Source organism: Bacillus sp. MYb209 (assembly GCF_002975175.1).
GTDB lineage: Bacteria > Bacillota > Bacilli > Bacillales > Bacillaceae_G > Bacillus_A.
This window is the reverse complement of sequence record NZ_PCNZ01000034.1, coordinates 13,146-30,646: the sequence shown is the minus strand read 5'-3', so window position 1 is coordinate 30,646 and position 17,501 is coordinate 13,146. Positions and strand designations below refer to the sequence as shown.

The window sequence follows — 17,501 nt, the reverse complement described above, 5'->3', positions numbered from 1 at the left end:
GATACAAGCTCTTTCTCAAGAGTATCAAACTCGGTGATTAGGGTAGAGTGGTATACCACTCCCCCCTAACCACCGAGTAAAAGAAAATTCCCCATCTACATTTCGACCTAAATACCGATGTCATCAAAAATAAAAAACAGCCACCGATTTCGATAGCTGTTTTACAAAATTAAGCTGATTTGATTCTTCACATCACGTTTTGAAAAATCTGTTCGTAACTGTAGTGAAATATCATATTCATTACGCTTTTTATTTTCTTTAATAGATACAGATTGAATGAGAGGTAATAAAAAGCGTCTTTTATCCATATCGCTTATTTCTTGAAGTTTCACATCGTCTTGAAATACTTCGTTCAAGGTATGTAACCATGTTTCTTTGCTTTTTTCAACTTTTTCTTTGAGAGTGATTTGCTGTTTAAAGTGGTTTATTTGTTGTACGATTCCATCTAGTTTTCGCTGTACATCCAAACGGTAAATCGCTAAAGACTTCAAAAAACGTTTATCATCGTTATTTTTCATACGTTGTTTAAGTTCTTCTGTAATATTGTGAAGTTTGATGGTGTAGCTTTCGAAAAGACGCTGATGCTTTTGAATATTGTTATTCAATTCTTGTATCTCATACTGAATTTTTTGTTCTATCGCATGATATACATTATGAAATCCGCTTATTTTCACATCAGTAAGTGTTTGATTCACTACTTTATCATGAAGGAGGTCTGCATCTATTCTTAATTTACAGTTGGGACAGGAATAAATTTTCCCTCCATACTGTTTATTTGTAGAACTTACTGTTTGTTGATTCTTTGTTTTCATTAATTCTTGGCACTTTTCACAAGAAAGCAACCCTTGTAGCAAAAAACTTGTTTTGTAATGTTTAGGAACCATGTTGCCATTACGTTTTTCTGAATAAATACGCCAACATGATTCCCATGTCGCTCGTGAAATGATTGGCTTCACATAGTGGTTTGGTGCTTCAATCCAAATATCCCTTGCATTTTGCTTTCCATCTGTTTGTCGGCGCCATGATAATAAACCACAATAAAAAGGATTAAGCACAATCACCTTTACATTCTCTTTCCCCCAATCTTTTCCGCGGCGGGAACCGTTAGGGAGTGTATTAGCAATATACTGAAACCCATGACCATTTACATATAAATTGAAGATTTCTTTTACATAGCACAGCTCTTCGGTGTGTTCAATAAATTGCCCACTATTCTTATCATATGTGTAACCAAATGGTGGTTTTCCACCAAGCCATTTTCCTTGTTTTGCTTTGTTTTCTAGTCCCGATCGTGTTCTTGCAATGATGGTGTCTACTTCATATTTAGTAAAACCATCCTCCATAAGTTGCACAATCAAATCATTATCAGTACTGTACACACTTTCAGTCGAACTAATAATAATCGGAATACCAAGTGTCTTCATGACAATACGAATAGTTTGATGTTCAAGAGGATCTCTGGCAAGACGATCACTTTTATAAACAATCACAAAATCAAATTCTTGTCGTTTCGCCGCTTCAAACATGTTTTCAAGTTCTTTTCTACTAGTGAGTTTATTTTTACGAGCTGAAACAGCCTTATCAAGAAAGGAATGAGTATGAATGCAATTATATTTACGAACTACTTCCATAACAGAATTTATTTGCATATCCATGTCCTGCTTATCAGTAGAATGCCGCCCGTAAAAAGCAGCTTTCATATTTGATTGTAATATATAAGAGAGCTTCATGATGTTAACACCTCTTGAGTACGTAAGAATGGGTGTTTAAAAACAATTTCGCATTCCTTCCCGTCAGTTTTGACTTGCTGTATTAAATCTCGAAAAAAGGAACCTAACTTTCGATTCTCCTTGATCTCGTCATAGGACAACGACATAGAGGATTGATAATTACTTACCTTTTCACATAATTGCTTTACATCACTTAATTCCTGTATTACCTGTTCTTTTTGTTTTTTATATTTTGCCAGCTCATCATACAGCGCCATAATTTCGATTTCTTTCTGTTCCTTATAAGGTGCATCAGTTTCGTGATACCACGTATCTACTTTTGTAATTAACTTTTCATTCATAAGCTGGATTTTTTCTTCAATGGTTTGTATTTTCTGTTTTACTTGCTTCTTAGCATTCTGTTCATATCGATTAAATAATTCCTGGAAATGAGAAGTGAGTAGGCTATGAAAATATTCTTTGCAGCGTTCAAAGACTAATGGTTCGATTGTACTCTTAAAAACGTAAACTGAAGAATGGTTTAAACATTTATATTTTAAATTTTCTTTTCTTCTAGCCTTTATTTTTTGTAATGATTCATTACATTTCGAACAAATTAGTAAGTCTTGCAATGGAAATAACACTTGTTCGAATACATAATCTTGATGAATCTTTTTGGGAGATAAAACGGTGACAATACTACATGCTTTTTCCCATGTATTCTTATCAATAATGGAAAGTCTTTCATATTTACTAGTAACATCTTCACCAAAAATATTCATAGTACGCAATCCAATATATGTCGGGTTTAATGCAATTTTTCTTATATCAGCCGAAGTCCAAGACTTACCGTTTTCCTTCAAGCCTAATACATTACAAAGTTCTTTCAAGGATTCATATTTTCCCGATACAAGTTCTTGATAAATCCTTTTAACAATTTGTACTTGTTCATCAACCAATTCAATTTCTTTCGTTTCTTTATTCCATTTAAAACCATACGGAAGACGTCCTGGGTTTTTACCACTTTGGAAATTTGACTTTAATGTTTGCTTTAAACGTTCAATAATTTGTTCGCCTTCACGTTGGGCCATACCCGCCATAATTAATTCAAGATATTCACCAATTGGTGTGTAGTACACTGGTGGCTCATTCGGTGCAGTTAAAATAACATTTATTTTCTTGTTTCTTAGTATTTGATAAATTTCATAATACTCCATCACATTTCGAGCTAGTCGATCTCGCTTAAATAAGAATAAGGTTCCGACATCGTTATTGTTGATATCTTGTAGTAATTTTTGTAGGGCTGGACGCTTTTTTAAACTGACTTTTCGGGCTGATACCGCTTCATCGATATATTCTTCATCGATAATCAATGCCATATCAATGGAGCAAGTGAGAACTGAATTTTGTTGCATCCCGATTGAGTTTTCCTGAGAATCAATTGAACTTCTATAATATGCAACGGTCTTCAATTCAGGACCTCCTCTCATGATGTTCTATTTACACTGTATGTATCAAAAATAGCGGCTAGTCCTTATTAATTGCTTTAACTAATTCTTTTTCAACAATCTTGATATACGCTTCAAACCATTTTTGAGCTGATTCTGGATCATGAACATAACTTACTGATGTAATTGTAATTTTCTTTTGCCTATTCATTTTATGTATTCCTTTCAATAAATCCGTGGAGGTTATTCTTATGATAAATGAAATTGGTAAACACATTCGTACACTACGTACTCAAAAAGGCATTGGACTAAACACCTTTGCAAAACAGCTTGGTGTATCACCAGCTTATTTAAGTAATCTTGAGACAGGAAAAACAGATACCATTCAACTTTCACTACTACAAAAACTGCAAGATGAACTTCACCTCATTACAATAGATAACTTTTCCTTAATACAAGATGAAACAAAATATAGAATTGCTCGGGCAAGCACTCTCTTACATAGCTTGATGCAACAGAATGAAGCATTTGGATACTACTTATTAGAAACCTTAGAAAAAGGTATTTATCTATCTCAGGTATCACCTACCTCCGATAACAATGATCAGGATTATTATTTACAAAACTAAAAAGACTATTCACAATAAAAAACAATTATTTATGTTAGTGAATAATTTAATCAAAAAAAGAAGAGCATACCTCTTAAAGAAAGAGGATGCTCTTTTTATTTTTCGTCTTCCTGACAACTCACTGCCGCTTCAACTATAGACCTTAAAATTGGATTTTTCTTTTCCCACTCTTGTTGGAACCATTCTTTTTGTTCTTCTTTTTCCATTGATGCAAGTGGTGAATGGATAATGACTTTTGTATTACCAAATTGGAATTCTTTCATCATATCCCCCCTTGCATTATATGTATGCAAGACAGGAAAAAAGACGAACTATCATTTTCATAGGACAAGCTAGCCATACATATTTATAACAATAATAATAGACAAGCTGGTAGGTGAAACTAATGTACCGTCCACAAGAACTTGATGTATTCATCTATTTACGTAAAAGTCGAAAAGATCTTGAAGAAGAAAAAAAGGCGATGGAACACGGACAACATTATGATACACTTGAACGTCATCGTACTCAGTTATTAGAACTCGCTCACAAAGAGCATCATAATATTATTGATATTTTTGAAGAAGTTGTTTCTGGTGAATATATATCTGAAAGACCTATGATGCAAAAACTTCTTCGCGAAGTAGAATCAGGCATCGCTAATGCTGTGTTAGTAATGGATTTAGACCGTCTTGGTCGTGGGGATATGGTAGATCAGGGAACGATTTATCGTGTGTTTCGCTATTCAGAGACATTCATTATTACTCCAACAGAAATTATTGATCCCAATGATGAAAATCAAGAGTTGACCTTTAGTATAAAATCTTTAATTGCCCGAGAAGAATTAAAAACAATTGTTAAACGTATGCAGCGTGGTAGAAGGGTTTCTGCAAAAGAAGGAAAATCTATCTCTCGCGTGCCAGCTTTTGGATACTTACGAGATAATAATTTAAAACTTTATCCTGATTCTGAAAAGAGTTGGGTGATACCAAAAATTTTCGAATTAATGGCGAATGGAATGGGAAGACAGGCAATTGCCCAAGAATTAGATAGGTTGGGTATTTCTCCTCCTGAAGGTGAATATTGGAATCCTTCAACTATCTCCTCCATTATAAAAAACGAAGTATATCTTGGTCACATTATTTGGGGGAAAATACGTTATACCAAACAAAATGGGAAGTACATTCGTAAAAAAGTACCGAAGGAAAGATGGCAACGACACGATCATGCTCATACTCCACTTGTATCAGAAGAGTTATTTCAAAAAGCCAATATGGCTCATAGCAAACGTTGGAGACCTCCAACAATCAAAACAAAAAAACTTTCCAATCCATTGGCAGGAATCTTGTTATGCGAATTATGTGGTCATTCCATGCTTTATCAGCCACGAAAAGATCGCCCTAACCCCCAAGTTCGCTGTGTACAACCGTCTTGTAAAGGAATTCAAAAAGGAGCTTCCTTAGCACTTGTTGAACAGCGTATACTTGACGGATTAAAACAAATTATTGAAAGCTTTGAGATACAAGAGAACATGGTACAAAAAAAGAAAACAACGAATAACATTAATATGCAAAAAAAAGCTTTAGAAAAGAAAGAACATCAAATTAATGATTTGCAAAAACAAAAAAATACCCTCCATGATTTGTTAGAGAAAGGTGTATACGATATTGAAACTTTTTTAGAACGACAGAAATCCATTGTAATACGTTTAAAAACTATACAAGAAGAAATTAAGCAACTTGAGCACGAAATTAAGCATGTATTAGAAAAAGAAAAACATATACATGAGTTTGTTCCCAAAATTAAAAATGTATTAGAAGCATACTATGCGACCGAAGATATAGAAAAGAAAAATCGCCTACTTAAGTCAGTGCTTGAAAAGGTCACATATTTAAGAAAAAAAAGGTGGCAAAGAAAAGATGAATTTGTCGTGGAATTACATACTAAAATATAAGCATAAAACTCAGCTCTATATAACAGCATCCACTAAAAATACCCATTAATGAAGAAAGAAGATACCTACTACGTACAGGTATCTTCTTTTCTCTATTTATATTGATTTCGTTTTCATTACCTATTCATCATTGTTTCTCCAAGCAAAAAATGAATTGAATTTTCATAGACAACTGTGGAGAGATCAAATTTTCATTTTGGAATCCTGCCCCATTGCCATTAGGCTAAAAAGAACGAGTTACCCCAAAACAATAAAAACAAGCAAAATGCACAAAATTTTTGTTATAGGGGTATTATAAGATCTTAACTTGATGGGCATGCATCAAGTTAAGATTTTGAGGCACTCTATATTTACCAGACAGGTCTAAACTTCAATGGTAAATTACCTTCATTTGCTTCATAAACTAATTTTGTTAAATCTTCCTTGAGCATTTGCATTCGTTCAGCACCTATGTTTTCAATCCAACGTTGCTCAATCTCAGTTAGTATCTTCTCTTTTGCTTGCACTACTAACCAACCTCGTTCAGTCAAAACAATAATTTTCCCTCTCTTATCAGTGGGATGAGTTTTACGCATTACATAACCACTTTTTTCAAGAAAATCCACCATTTTACTTACAGCTTGCTTTGTAATTCCTAAATATTCAGCTAGTTCTATACCTGTTGCTCCATTAGGAGTGATGTATTTAAACATAAAACCATGTATAGGTCTAATATCTCCGAATCCCAATTCACTCAATCTGTCATGTAGTTCATTAATCGATGTACTAAAGGATAATGACAAAAGTGATGTAAGATCTAATTCACTAAATACTTGATGATTCATACATAAAACCTCCTCGAATAAAGTCAATTTAGTTGACTTTATTCGGATTCCATTGTACTACAAACAACATAATCAATCAAGTTCACTATGTTGTTTTTGTTATAAAAGAAATATGGCCCACTTAAAGCAACGCATTATTTTTAAACTGGAAATAATAAGACTCTCAATAAGTTTGTTTCCTTTACTTCCATAACTTTTAGCCTTTTCTCCATTCTGCAATTCTAAACTTTTAACATAATAAGTACACATATATACAAACAAAAAAACTCCCATCAATCTAAAAAAAACGGATACTCATAGAAATGAACATACGTTTCAACTTAAATGAATATAACATTCATGAAATTAACCTACTATAGAAACTAAAAGAACGTTCTCTATGTCTTATATAATAAAATTTCTTTTATAAACAGTAATAGAACTCAAATATTCAAAAATTTAACAGCTGTATTACAAAAGGTAACCTTTAGTAAGTTGGATTGTTTTATGTAACCGCAATATCCTTAAGGTAATTGTACGTCAAGAAATATTTACTCACATAAAAGCTCATTAAAATTACATATTAATAAGAAATAACATGATGAAAATATCGATTTTTTCAAAAAAATTTCCTCATCACAAAAATATACAGGTTACTTTAAATATCCAATTAATTATAATTTCCTACTAAAATAAAGGAATTATTTTATTTATTTGATATAATTTATGTGATTACAATAAATGCACGGGGAATAAAAGATTACAAATCATCTATACGGAGGTATGAGAAATGGATGAACAACGAGACATAGGGCCTAAAATAGAAAAAAGCTTTGAATTAATAGGAAAAAGATGGACAGGATTAATTATTTATGTACTAATGAGTGGTCCTAAACGTTTTAGTGAAATTCATTCAATGATTCCAGATTTAAGTAAACGTATGCTTACAGAAAGAATGAAAGAGCTTGAGGATAACGATATGGTAGTGCGACACGTGATTGCGGAACGCCCTGTACGAATAGAGTATTTACTAACAAAAAAAGGAACAGAATTAGGAAGAATTCTTGGACCAATTAGTCAATGGGCCGAAAGTTGGATAAAAGAGTAATTAAAAAGGCCCTCTCAAATACATAAATCAAACACATATTAAGAAAAGATGAAGTGCAATTTCCTAAAAAATATAGTCAATCAATTCAATAAGTAGACAATTCATATTAAAAAAATTACACTGTTTCATACTAAAGTAATAACTGATCTCATCTTAGAAAGGCAGGAAGAAACAAATGGCAAATCTTCTTTATATTACAGCGCATCCACTTGACGATACTGAATCATACAGTTTGACAGTTGGAAAAGAATTTATTAAATCCTATAAAGAATTAAACCCCCATGATGAAGTTGTTCATCTTGATTTATACAAAGCAGATATTCCATATCTTGATGCTGATGTATTTAGTGGGTGGAAGAAACTTAGATCTGGCATTCCTTTACATGAATTAACACCTATTGAAATATCAAAAGTAGGACGTCTAGCTGAATTAGGCGGACAATTTGTATTAGCTGACAAGTATGTATTCGTCACTCCAATGTGGAATTTCTCTATTCCAGCCATTTTAAAAACATATCTTGACGCCGTGGCTGTATCAGGAAAAACATTTAAGTATACAAAAGAAGGAGCAGTAGGATTATTAACAGGTAAAAAAGCATTGCACATTCAAGCACGTGGCGATATTTATTCTGAAGGACCAGAAGCACATAGAGAGATGGGGCATCGGTATTTAGAGGTTATGATGGAATTCTTTGGAACCTCTTTCTTTGAAGGAATATTTGTCGAAGGACATAACAAATTTCCAGGACAGGCTGAAGAAATTAAGGAAAAAGCTATTATTAGAGCTAAAGAAGTTGCTAAATATTTTTAAATATTTCAATCTAAAAACTCTCCTAGGCTTTTCTTCACTTACCTTGTATCTAATTCATCCCACAATATTATCTCGCTCTATAGTATTTTGTACATCAACTTAATCCACTAAAATAATTTTCAGTCGTTTACTCAGATTATTTTAGGACTATAATTATAGCCCTTATAGTGGACACTAAAAAGATGGCTCCGGTAGAATACCGAAACCATCTTTTTTAGTGCTTGATTTTTTAGAGTCTTTTTATTAAACTGTCCATTTTATAGAGTACAGTTCAATTCTTTACAATCTCAATTGATTGACAGTAACTATATTTACATCAACCAAGAAATCAAAAAGGGAAGGGTGACAAGAGACATAAGCGCACTAATAACAAAAGAAGAAGCTGTCTCACCTGCTAGACTGTCAAATTTCACTGAAATCATAGCAGCTACTGCAGATCCTGGGAATGCTACTAATAAAACTAACTTTGTTACGTCATCTGAAGATAATCCTATTGCAAGCGCAATTCCAAGCATGACAAGTGGTTGAACGATTACTTTAAGAAGTGAAATCCCAAATGCAGTTGGGCTAAATTGAACTTTACGAATTCCGATTGTGACCCCAACTGCAAATAACGCTGCACCCGATGTAATGCCACCAATTTGCTCTAAACTCTTCGCTAATAAATGTGGTGACTGGAACCCGAATAGCACAAGAATAACCCCAATTAAAGGAACACAGGCTAGCGGCTCTGAAAGACCATGTAAAATTGATTTAACAGTTACTTTCAAAAGACTTTCTTTCTCGTCAGTCTCTTCATTCTGACGTTGACCCACTGCACCAATAATAGTAGCTAATGGATCTAGCATGGCATTCACAACGATTCCTGTAATGGCAATTGGAAGCGCAGCCACACTTGCTCCAAACAAACTTCCTAAAACCGGAGTTCCCATAAATGCAAAAGTTGGTTGGGCTGAGTTTAAAGAAAACATTGATGCTTTTGTTAATGAAAACTTAAATACGTATTTAGCAATTAACAGGAAAACAATATAAAAACCTACAATACTAATAACTAAGGCAAGTAAAAATGGCCATTTTTCAATTAATGTTTGCTTAGGGGTTGTTGTAATCCCCACAAATAGATGGGCTGGTAATGCAAATTTAGTTACTAATGTATTTAATCCTTTTGATGTCGTCGCATCAAATTTTTTAAAATATCCAGCTAAATATCCTAATAGGATGGTAAAGAAAATAGGTGTTAAAATAATAAAGATTTGACTAATATCCATTTTAAAATCCTCCATACTTCACTTTGATCTAAGCGTATATATCCTAAATTACGATTTAATTTCAAAGTGAATAATTTCTATTAAATACCGATGCCTATCAAGGTGATAGGCATTCATTTAAACTTACATAGCTATCTCCGAATTTTCACTAGCTTTGATTTGCTTATAAGTTGGATGCCACATGGCATCTTTTACAGCTTGTTCAACATCTTCTGGAACATGTTGAGCCACGCCGTCTTGAATAGCTGCTTTTGCAACTTTAATTGCTACTGCTATAGAAACAGCACGCAAGTCCTTTGTACTTGGAAGTAATGAAGCACCAGTTTTACGACTATCAGTCATATCAGTCACAGCATTTGCAACAGCAGTAAACATACCACTTGTAATCACTTTAGCTTTTACGACAATCGAACCAAGTCCTAAACCTGGGAATACAAATGCATTGTTAGATTGACCAATTTCGTATACTGTACCTTTATAAGAAACGGGCTCAAATGGACTTCCTGTTGCAATTAGTGCTTTTCCATCTGTCCAAGTAAGTAAATCTTGCGGAGTTGCCTCTGCTAATGGCGTTGGGTTTGACATTGGCATAATGACTGGGCGTTCCACATGTTTGACCATTTCTTTTACGATTTCTTCTGAGAAGGCTCCCGTTACACCTGATGTTCCAATCAGAATAGTAGGTTTTACTTGTTTAATTACTTCCAGAAGAGTTATTTTACCGGATTCATCACGCGCCCAATTTTTTACTTCTTCCGATTTTTGTAAGTAAGGTTTTTGGAAGTTTAAAATACCATCCATATCGTCTGTTAAAAGTCCTCGGTAATCAACAGCCCAAAATCTACTATATGCTTCTTCTGTCGAAAGACCATCAAACACCATCGCATTATGAATTTGATCAGCATTACCAATCCCTGCGGCCCCTGGTCCAAATACCACTACTCGATGCTCTCGTAATGGGACGTCAGTAACTTGAACAGCAGAAAGGATAGCTGCTAATGTAATAGCTCCAGTACCTTCAATGTCATCATTAAATGTTAAAATCTTATCTCCGTATTTCTCAATAATGTTGCGCGCATTGACATTACCGAAGTCTTCCCAATGTAATAAAGCATTTGGGAACATTTCTAATGCTTTTTCAACATATGCATCAATAAATTCGTCGTATTTTTCGCCTCGAACACGTTCATGTCGATTTCCAATATAAAGAGGATCTTGTAACAACTCTTCGTTGTTTGTCCCCACATCTAACACAACAGGTAACACACGACTGGGATCGATACCAGCAGCTGCCGTGTAAACAGCCAATTTACCAACAGAAATATTAATTCCATTTGCTCCCCAATCTCCAATACCCAAAATACTTTCAGAATCTGTAGCTACAATTAAATCAATATCCTCTGCTTTAACTCCACTATTTGCAAATGCTTTTTCAATTCCATCCATATCATTAATAGAAAGATAAACACCGTCTGGACGATGATATTCATGACTATACTCTTGAATGGCTTGTCCAACAGTCGGAGTGTAAATGATAGGTAACATTTCACTAAGATGATCTGTTAGTAATCGATAGAATAATACGGTATTGCGATTAGATAAATCGTTTAACCAAACATTTTTTCGTAAGTTATTAGGCTGTTCTTTAAATTGTCGATAAGCACGTTTAACTTGTTCTTCTAACGTTAAAACTGTTGGAGGTAATATCCCTTCTAAGCCAAGATCTTTACGTTCTTGTTTTGTAAATGCTAATCCTTTATTTAAGAAAGGTTGAGCAAGAAGATTTTTCCCTTTCAAATTTGTTTGAATAGATCTGTCATTGGAAAGATTAAATGTAGTCATGTGATTATTCCTTCTTTCTAGATGCTTTGTATTGTATTCTTTTTTTTATTTATAAGAGAACCATAATTGGGTAGTAATAAAAAATTCATATGGCTTCTTTAATATGAGTTATCCTTTTTCTAAATAGGTTCCTTTTTACATAAAATTGTTATGCTGTCATACAACTTTCTATATCAAGATTGGCATTGTATTTGGTACGTCGACATACTCAATCGTTTTTAACTGATTACTTTGTCTAACGACCAAAATAAACGAGAAACGATTTCTACAATAATATTCAAAGGAGTCAATACTGGATGAATAACGAGATAGATAACAACTGAAAAGATCAGTGCTCCAATCGTTGTTTCCATCGTTTGACTATAAGGCCCTCCACCTAGCTTTACATTGAAGAGGACGATACTTCCCTAAAATAGTGCAGGAAGAATAGCTAAGAGAATATCCATTTGATTCAAACCTTCTTTCTTAAAACCTTAATGTATTTGTAAAGTGTCTTATTTGATTGCGTTACTCGAGGTTACTAATAGTAACTTGTGTCACTCAACGTTACTAATCGTAACCAACGTATTTTAAATAGTCAACAATTTTATTTTTCCTTATTTTCCCTTACCTTTACTTCTAATTATTTTTTATCGGCTAGTAAATAAATAGTTTCCTCTATATAAACACAAATTAAAACCATATAAAATAAAGGTTTTGTTTTTTACTTACATCAAAAAATTAATAGAAATAATTTAGAGAATAAGAACCTATATAGATGTTTTTTTAGAAAGGAAAATGTAAATACAATAAAAAATCTTTGGATAATAAAATAACTAAGTTACTATTTGTAACTTAGTTATTTTATTATCCCTCTATATGTGGTTTATTATCTATCATAGTAAAAACAGAAAGGTGAGAATGAATAATGGCAAAAGTGATGTAAGATCCAATTCACTCAGTATTTGATGATTCATACATAAAATCTTCTTAAATAAAGTCAACTTAGTTGACCTCATTCGAATTCTATTGTACTATGAGTAATATAGTCAACGCGATTGACTATATTCGGAGTATAAAAGGAATAGGATTCACCGAAACAAAAATTAATACATTATGGAGGTTTCTCATGGCTAATATCGTTAAAATTAGAGGAAGTGTATTTGCTCCTTATGCTTGGTTAAAGCCTATTAAGGAGTCTGCAACAGGAAGAATCTTAGAATATGCTGGTGATGCACGTGAATTTACACCATATGCCGTAAACACAATGCGATCAAGATTAGAGCAAGAAGTGATTATTGATTTTTATAAAAAAGAAATTTTCACATTTGCAGATGCTTGTATTACAACTGTAAAAATTACAAATCCAGATGGTTCTATTGAGCATAAAAAAGGAAAAACAGGTACAGACAACATTGTATGTACGAATGTTGTGTGGGGCACTGATGAAGTTTCTTTTGAAATGAGAGCAAGTGCCAGCAACCCTTTAGATACAGCAGCACCTGCGGCTGACTATTTATTAACTATACGTGTTAACAGAAATGGAACTTTGCATATTGAAGGTTCTCATGATGGGTTCCCTTGCTATGAATTTTATAAGCAAACGGATTTTGGTCGATTTGAATTAATCTATACACATGATTACAGAAAAACCGGTGATACTCCAGCGGCGCTAGCTGGAGAAATGGAATACAGTTTTAAAAAGACAATTTAAATATAAATATGAATCAGAAGCGTATTACTATTTAGACAAGAAAGAGCGAATATGAAAGGAAAAGCAATTGATTATGAGAAAGAAATTGCAACCTGTTTTGCTCAATGATTAAAGGTTATGTATTATCCAAAATAAAATTACAGAGGTGTTTCTCATGACTAATATCGTTAAAATTAGAGCAAGTGTATTCATTCCAACGTCTTGGACTGCAATAGGTTGGACTGGACCTAAGGAAGATAAACAAACGGGAAACTTAATCGAATTCGAAGGTGACGCACGTGAATTTACCCCTTATGCTGTAAACGCTATGCGTTCTAGAGTTGAACAAGAAGTAGTTGTAGATTTTCACAAAAAAGAAATTTTCACATATGGGAACACGGGTATAACAACAGAAAGAGTCACAACTCCAGATGGTTCTGTTAATAAGAAATCAGGAAAAGCTAGTACAGAACGTATTGTATGCACTGATATTGAATGGGCTTCTGATGACGTCAAGTTTCAAATGAGTGCAAGTGCTAGCAATCCATTAAATATAAATGCACCTGCTGTTGACTATCTTTTAACTGTGCATGTCAAAAAAGATGGTACTGTTGAGATTCAAGGTGCACATGACGGATTCCCTTGCTATGAATTTTATAAACAAACAGATTTTGGTCCGTTTGAACAAATTCATACACATGATTTCAGAGAAACTGGTGATACAGCTGAAGCTCTAGGTGGAGACATGGAGTATAGTTTTAAAAAGATATTGTAAAGACAATATCTTTTCCCTTTTAGTGAAGATGCAAAGTTTCTTAAAAGATAAACAAGAGCCTGAATATATGAGGAAATATTATGTGGCTATTAGTAATTTCTGTAAATTATGATACGCCGAAAAGGCGAAGTCTATTTGAAGACTTCGCCTTTGTTTATACAGGGCATGAACGGTTTCGATTCCTTTTATCGTACGTGAAACATAACGTAGATTTTTATAAAAAAGAAATTTTCTCATATGCAAATACGGGTATAACAACAGAAAAAGTCACAACACTAGATGGTTCAGTTAATAAAAGAGCAGGAAAAGTTGTTTTATTCCCATAAAAAACTAAATTTCACTTATCCTACGGGAGCAAATATACAAATTATTTTAGGGTTATTTTAGCCCATACACAAGAAGCGATGGATCAAGTATTAGAGAATATGGCAATGGAACAACTCGTTACATTATTAGTAAATAAAATAAATGCTTCGTATAGAGTGTATATTTTTTTACGCCACTTATAACTTATATAGTTACAAGTGGTGCGATAAAAAGAAAAGTGAGGAAACGTATATATGACTGTAAAAATTAAAGTTTATTCTGATTTTGTATGCGCATTTTGTTTTTTAGCAACAGGTCCTTTGGATGAGGTTGTAAAGGAAAAAGATGTAGAAGTAGAATGGATGCCATTTGAATTGCGTCCTAGTCCATCTCCGAAAGTTGATCCACGGACACAACCTCGTGTAATGGAAGCTTGGAATTCATTTATTTATCCTACTGCTAAAAAATTAGGATTAGAAATAAAGTTACCACATTTTCGTTCGTATACGCACCTTGCGTTTGAAGGTTATCAATTTGCAAAAGAACATGGAAAAGGAAATGAGTTTCACCATAGAGTGTTTATTGCACATTTCCAAGAGGAACAAAATATTGAAGACATCGAAGTGTTAACAAAATTGGCGGAGGAAGTGGGACTTTATCAGGATGCATTTAAAGAAGCATTAGTATCACGAAAGTACCGAGAAATGCATCAAAAAGCTATAAAACATGCCCATCAAGAAGTACAAATTATGGCTGTTCCAACATTCATGATTGGTGATGAGGTCATTCAAGGATTTACTAGCAAAGAAAAATTAGCAAAGGCGATTGATCAAGAACTAGAAAAGGGTAATGAGAATGCGTTAGATGGACTGCAATGTACTGTAGATAGAGATTGTTGATGATAGATTGGATTAGTGGAAAAATATAGATCAACAAAATTAAAGTCAATTAAGTTGACTTTATCAGAATTCTATTGTAATATGCATAATGTGGTCAATTAAGTTGACTACATTACTTTTGTTATAAAAGAAATGGGATCCCCCCTTTTTATTGAGTAAATAATAACAACGTAAGAGTGAATAACAGGAGGAAAAAAACATGACAACAGTTTTATTTGTAAAAGCAAACAATCGTCCAGCAGATCAAGCAGTTAGTGTGAAATTATATTATGCTTTTTTAGCAAGTTATAAAGAATCACATCCAAATGATACAGTGGTAGAGCTTGATTTATACAATGAGGAATTGCCATATGTAGGAGTAGATATGATTAACGGTACATTTAAGTCTGGTAGAGGATTTGATTTAACAGCAGAAGAAGCAAAGGCAGTAGCTGTTGCTGATAAATATTTAGATCAATTCCTTGCAGCTGATAAAGTTGTATTTGGTTTCCCGTTATGGAATTTAACAATCCCAGCCGTACTACACACATATATTGATTACTTAAACCGCGCGGGCAAAACATTTAAGTATACGCCAGAAGGTCCAGTAGGTCTTATTGGAAATAAGAAAATTGCATTATTAAACGCAAGTGGCGGTGTATATTCTAAAGGACCAAAAGCTGAAATGGAAATGGCTGTTAAATATGTAGCAAGTATGATGAGCTTCTTCGGTGCAAAAGATATAGAAAAAATAGTAATTGAAGGTCACAACCAATTCCCAGATAAAGCAGAAGAAATTATTGCTGCAGGGCTTGAAAAAGCGATTAAAGTAGCAAGTACGTTCTAATTAACAAAACACTTGTCACTCTATATGGCAGTACCAACACTTTTATAGCGGTGGTACTGCTTTTTTTATTTACTTATCCCTTTATTTTTGAGTGGCAAGAATACAATTGATGCGAGCTTTCTACGCTCAAATTATTCAAATGAAAGAAGGATTACATTATAATGGAACGATTATGGACAAAGAACTATATAATGTTGACAATTACAGCATTATTACTATTTAGTGGTTTTTATTTACTCATGCCAACACTACCTATTTTTATTAAACAATTAGGTGGAAGTGAATCTCAAGTTGGATTTATTATAGGAGTGTTTACAATATCGGCAGTCATTTTACGTCCTATTGTTGGAGGATTAATGGATCGATATGGTCGACGAGTATTTATAATAAGCGGACTATTATTTTTTGCAATTACAATGTATTTTTACGATTGGGTAACAGGAGTTATATTTTTAGTGGTATTACGTATCCTCCATGGAATCAGCTGGGCAATTGCTACAACTTCGATTGGTACAGCTGTGACTGATGTGATTCCACAATCTCGTCGTGGAGAAGGAATGGGATGGTATGGACTTGCCATGACTTTAGGTATGGCTTTAGGACCAATATTAGGTCTTTGGATAGTAAAATCATTATCATTTCATTATTTATTCCTTCTATGTACAGCCTTAGCAATTATGGCATTCATACTTGCATTTGGTACAAAAATCCCAGCAGTTCAGCATACATCAAAAAAGCCAATATCATTTTTTGAAAAAACTGTATTACCAGTCGCTATTGTTACATTTTTCCTATCCTTTACTTTTGGTGGCATTACAACATTTTTACCACTATTTGCGGCAAACATTCAAGTTAATGCTGGTACTTTTTTCTTAGTGTATGCTGTCACGCTTACAGTAATTAGACCACTTGCAGGGAAGATATCAGATAAACATGGAGAAGGGATCATCATTGTTCCTGCACTTTTTATACTGATAGTCGCACTATTAGTCCTAGCAATGACAAATGGGATTGTTGGACTAGTTATTACAGCTATTTTATATGGAATTGGATTCGGATCAGTACAACCCGCTCTTCAAATAGTAACTTTACGATTAGCTTCACCAGAGAAAAGAGGTGTAGCGAACGCTACATTCTTTACTGCTTTTGATTTAGGAATTGGTTTAGGCGCTATTCTTTTAGGGTTCGTTTCACAGCTCATGGGATATCAAATGATATTTATTGTTTGTGCTGTATCTGGGTTTATTAGTCTGTTAATTTTTATTTTGCTTGTAAAAAAGATGCTAAAATAACTTTTTAATTTACAAAAAAAAGAGCTATTCTTTTTGTAGAAATATACAGAAAGAATAGCCTATCTTTTCATTTGAGAGAAATTTTATTTTGTTCCCCTAAACGAAAAAAATGAGATGAACTTCCCCAAACGATAAATTTTTATTTCTCCTTCAAAAATTCACAGTGTATTCATTGATATA

16 protein-coding genes and 3 pseudogenes are annotated in these 17,501 nt (G+C 33.5%); 10 read left to right on the top strand and 9 right to left on the bottom strand.

Annotated features, from left to right (window positions below; translation table 11 throughout):
• Positions 1 to 161 precede the first annotated feature (161 nt).
• The 3 genes from CQZ94_RS26725 to CQZ94_RS32010 are packed head-to-tail and all read right to left on the bottom strand — an operon-like array spanning position 162 to position 3,368.
• A complete protein-coding gene (locus CQZ94_RS26725; RefSeq protein WP_105587927.1) occupies positions 162 to 1,730 on the bottom strand; it encodes a recombinase family protein in 1,569 nt (522 codons plus the stop codon).
• Complete coding sequence (locus CQZ94_RS26720; RefSeq protein ID WP_105587926.1) at positions 1,727 to 3,181, bottom strand: recombinase family protein; 1,455 nt, start codon at positions 3,179 to 3,181, stop codon at positions 1,727 to 1,729. Before CQZ94_RS26720 ends, CQZ94_RS26725 begins: the two co-directional genes overlap by 4 nt.
• 55 nt (positions 3,182 to 3,236) lie before the next feature.
• Entirely contained in the window at positions 3,237 to 3,368 is a 132-nt protein-coding gene (locus tag CQZ94_RS32010) for a hypothetical protein (protein ID WP_003195041.1), read from the bottom strand.
• A 40-nt stretch (positions 3,369 to 3,408) separates the two neighbouring features.
• On the opposite strand from CQZ94_RS32010, the gene CQZ94_RS26715 reads away from it, so the two are divergent.
• Positions 3,409 to 3,786, top strand: coding sequence for a helix-turn-helix domain-containing protein (locus CQZ94_RS26715; RefSeq protein ID WP_087963135.1), 378 nt, complete (start codon positions 3,409 to 3,411; stop codon positions 3,784 to 3,786).
• A 95-nt stretch (positions 3,787 to 3,881) separates the two neighbouring features.
• Here CQZ94_RS26715 and CQZ94_RS31400 read toward each other — a convergent pair whose 3' ends face one another.
• Positions 3,882 to 4,049: a hypothetical protein gene (locus CQZ94_RS31400; protein ID WP_166504398.1), complete on the bottom strand. Its 168-nt coding sequence runs from the start codon at positions 4,047 to 4,049 to the stop codon at positions 3,882 to 3,884.
• A gap of 122 nt (positions 4,050 to 4,171) precedes the next feature.
• Here CQZ94_RS31400 and CQZ94_RS26710 point away from each other — a divergent pair, with 122 nt between their 5' ends.
• On the top strand, positions 4,172 to 5,719 hold the full coding sequence (locus tag CQZ94_RS26710) for a recombinase family protein (RefSeq protein ID WP_105587925.1): 1,548 nt from the start codon (positions 4,172 to 4,174) through the stop codon (positions 5,717 to 5,719).
• A 350-nt stretch (positions 5,720 to 6,069) separates the two neighbouring features.
• Here CQZ94_RS26710 and CQZ94_RS26705 read toward each other — a convergent pair whose 3' ends face one another.
• Positions 6,070 to 6,543, bottom strand: coding sequence for a MarR family winged helix-turn-helix transcriptional regulator (locus CQZ94_RS26705; RefSeq protein ID WP_087963133.1), 474 nt, complete (start codon positions 6,541 to 6,543; stop codon positions 6,070 to 6,072).
• A gap of 769 nt (positions 6,544 to 7,312) precedes the next feature.
• Here CQZ94_RS26705 and CQZ94_RS26700 point away from each other — a divergent pair.
• Both CQZ94_RS26700 and CQZ94_RS26695 read left to right on the top strand, forming a co-directional pair.
• Positions 7,313 to 7,630 carry a winged helix-turn-helix transcriptional regulator gene (locus tag CQZ94_RS26700; protein WP_087963132.1) on the top strand — a complete coding sequence of 106 codons (318 nt, stop codon included), beginning with the start codon at positions 7,313 to 7,315 and terminating at the stop codon, positions 7,628 to 7,630.
• Between the two features lie 175 nt (positions 7,631 to 7,805).
• The gene (locus CQZ94_RS26695) at positions 7,806 to 8,441 is read left to right on the top strand and encodes an FMN-dependent NADH-azoreductase (protein WP_002114593.1); all 636 of its coding nucleotides are present in this window, start codon (positions 7,806 to 7,808) and stop codon (positions 8,439 to 8,441) included.
• Between the two features lie 311 nt (positions 8,442 to 8,752).
• Here CQZ94_RS26695 and CQZ94_RS26690 read toward each other — a convergent pair whose 3' ends face one another.
• The 3 genes and pseudogenes from CQZ94_RS26690 to CQZ94_RS26680 form a co-directional block, all read right to left on the bottom strand.
• Positions 8,753 to 9,709 (bottom strand): AEC family transporter, encoded by a 957-nt coding sequence (locus tag CQZ94_RS26690; RefSeq protein WP_002114592.1) that lies wholly within the window; start codon positions 9,707 to 9,709, stop codon positions 8,753 to 8,755.
• A 123-nt stretch (positions 9,710 to 9,832) separates the two neighbouring features.
• On the bottom strand, positions 9,833 to 11,551 hold the full coding sequence (locus tag CQZ94_RS26685) for an NAD-dependent malic enzyme (RefSeq protein WP_105587924.1): 1,719 nt from the start codon (positions 11,549 to 11,551) through the stop codon (positions 9,833 to 9,835).
• 177 nt (positions 11,552 to 11,728) lie between these two features.
• Positions 11,729 to 11,952 (bottom strand): annotated as a pseudogene (locus tag CQZ94_RS26680) (GRP family sugar transporter); the annotation flags it as partial.
• Between the two features lie 707 nt (positions 11,953 to 12,659).
• Here CQZ94_RS26680 and CQZ94_RS26675 point away from each other — a divergent pair.
• Positions 12,660 to 13,244 (top strand): DUF3238 domain-containing protein, encoded by a 585-nt coding sequence (locus CQZ94_RS26675; protein WP_105587923.1) that lies wholly within the window; start codon positions 12,660 to 12,662, stop codon positions 13,242 to 13,244.
• Between the two features lie 154 nt (positions 13,245 to 13,398).
• Entirely contained in the window at positions 13,399 to 13,998 is a 600-nt protein-coding gene (locus CQZ94_RS26670; RefSeq protein ID WP_002114589.1) for a DUF3238 domain-containing protein, read from the top strand.
• A 78-nt stretch (positions 13,999 to 14,076) separates the two neighbouring features.
• Here the strand turns inward: CQZ94_RS26670 and CQZ94_RS32005 are convergent.
• Positions 14,077 to 14,217 (bottom strand): annotated as a pseudogene (locus tag CQZ94_RS32005) (IS6 family transposase); the annotation flags it as partial.
• Between CQZ94_RS32005 and CQZ94_RS32000 the strand changes: the two are divergent.
• The 4 genes and pseudogenes from CQZ94_RS32000 to CQZ94_RS26645 all read left to right on the top strand — a co-directional run.
• Positions 14,205 to 14,306 (top strand): annotated as a pseudogene (locus CQZ94_RS32000) (DUF3238 domain-containing protein); the annotation flags it as partial. The pseudogenes CQZ94_RS32005 and CQZ94_RS32000 sit on opposite strands and share 13 nt — an antisense overlap.
• Before the next feature lie 252 nt (positions 14,307 to 14,558).
• Complete coding sequence (locus CQZ94_RS26655; RefSeq protein WP_105587921.1) at positions 14,559 to 15,203, top strand: DsbA family oxidoreductase; 645 nt, start codon at positions 14,559 to 14,561, stop codon at positions 15,201 to 15,203.
• A gap of 199 nt (positions 15,204 to 15,402) precedes the next feature.
• Positions 15,403 to 16,029, top strand: a complete 627-nt coding sequence (locus tag CQZ94_RS26650; RefSeq protein ID WP_105587919.1) for an FMN-dependent NADH-azoreductase — start codon at positions 15,403 to 15,405, stop codon at positions 16,027 to 16,029.
• 161 nt (positions 16,030 to 16,190) lie between these two features.
• Positions 16,191 to 17,321: an MFS transporter gene (locus CQZ94_RS26645; protein ID WP_105587918.1), complete on the top strand. Its 1,131-nt coding sequence runs from the start codon at positions 16,191 to 16,193 to the stop codon at positions 17,319 to 17,321.
• Positions 17,322 to 17,501 lie beyond the last annotated feature (180 nt).

Coding starts and splice junctions, on each gene's coding strand:
- CQZ94_RS26655 (WP_105587921.1), top strand. CDS start 14,559: ATGACTGTAAAAATTAAAGTTTATTCTGATTTTGTATGCGCATTTTGT.
- CQZ94_RS26670 (WP_002114589.1), top strand. CDS start 13,399: ATGACTAATATCGTTAAAATTAGAGCAAGTGTATTCATTCCAACGTCT.
- CQZ94_RS26690 (WP_002114592.1), bottom strand. CDS start 9,709: ATGGATATTAGTCAAATCTTTATTATTTTAACACCTATTTTCTTTACC.
- CQZ94_RS31400 (WP_166504398.1), bottom strand. CDS start 4,049: ATGAAAGAATTCCAATTTGGTAATACAAAAGTCATTATCCATTCACCA.
- CQZ94_RS26715 (WP_087963135.1), top strand. CDS start 3,409: ATGATAAATGAAATTGGTAAACACATTCGTACACTACGTACTCAAAAA.
- CQZ94_RS32010 (WP_003195041.1), bottom strand. CDS start 3,368: ATGAATAGGCAAAAGAAAATTACAATTACATCAGTAAGTTATGTTCAT.
- CQZ94_RS26675 (WP_105587923.1), top strand. CDS start 12,660: ATGGCTAATATCGTTAAAATTAGAGGAAGTGTATTTGCTCCTTATGCT.
- CQZ94_RS26710 (WP_105587925.1), top strand. CDS start 4,172: ATGTACCGTCCACAAGAACTTGATGTATTCATCTATTTACGTAAAAGT.
- CQZ94_RS26650 (WP_105587919.1), top strand. CDS start 15,403: ATGACAACAGTTTTATTTGTAAAAGCAAACAATCGTCCAGCAGATCAA.
- CQZ94_RS26725 (WP_105587927.1), bottom strand. CDS start 1,730: ATGAAGCTCTCTTATATATTACAATCAAATATGAAAGCTGCTTTTTAC.
- CQZ94_RS26645 (WP_105587918.1), top strand. CDS start 16,191: ATGGAACGATTATGGACAAAGAACTATATAATGTTGACAATTACAGCA.
- CQZ94_RS26705 (WP_087963133.1), bottom strand. CDS start 6,543: ATGAATCATCAAGTATTTAGTGAATTAGATCTTACATCACTTTTGTCA.
- CQZ94_RS26700 (WP_087963132.1), top strand. CDS start 7,313: ATGGATGAACAACGAGACATAGGGCCTAAAATAGAAAAAAGCTTTGAA.
- CQZ94_RS26695 (WP_002114593.1), top strand. CDS start 7,806: ATGGCAAATCTTCTTTATATTACAGCGCATCCACTTGACGATACTGAA.
- CQZ94_RS26685 (WP_105587924.1), bottom strand. CDS start 11,551: ATGACTACATTTAATCTTTCCAATGACAGATCTATTCAAACAAATTTG.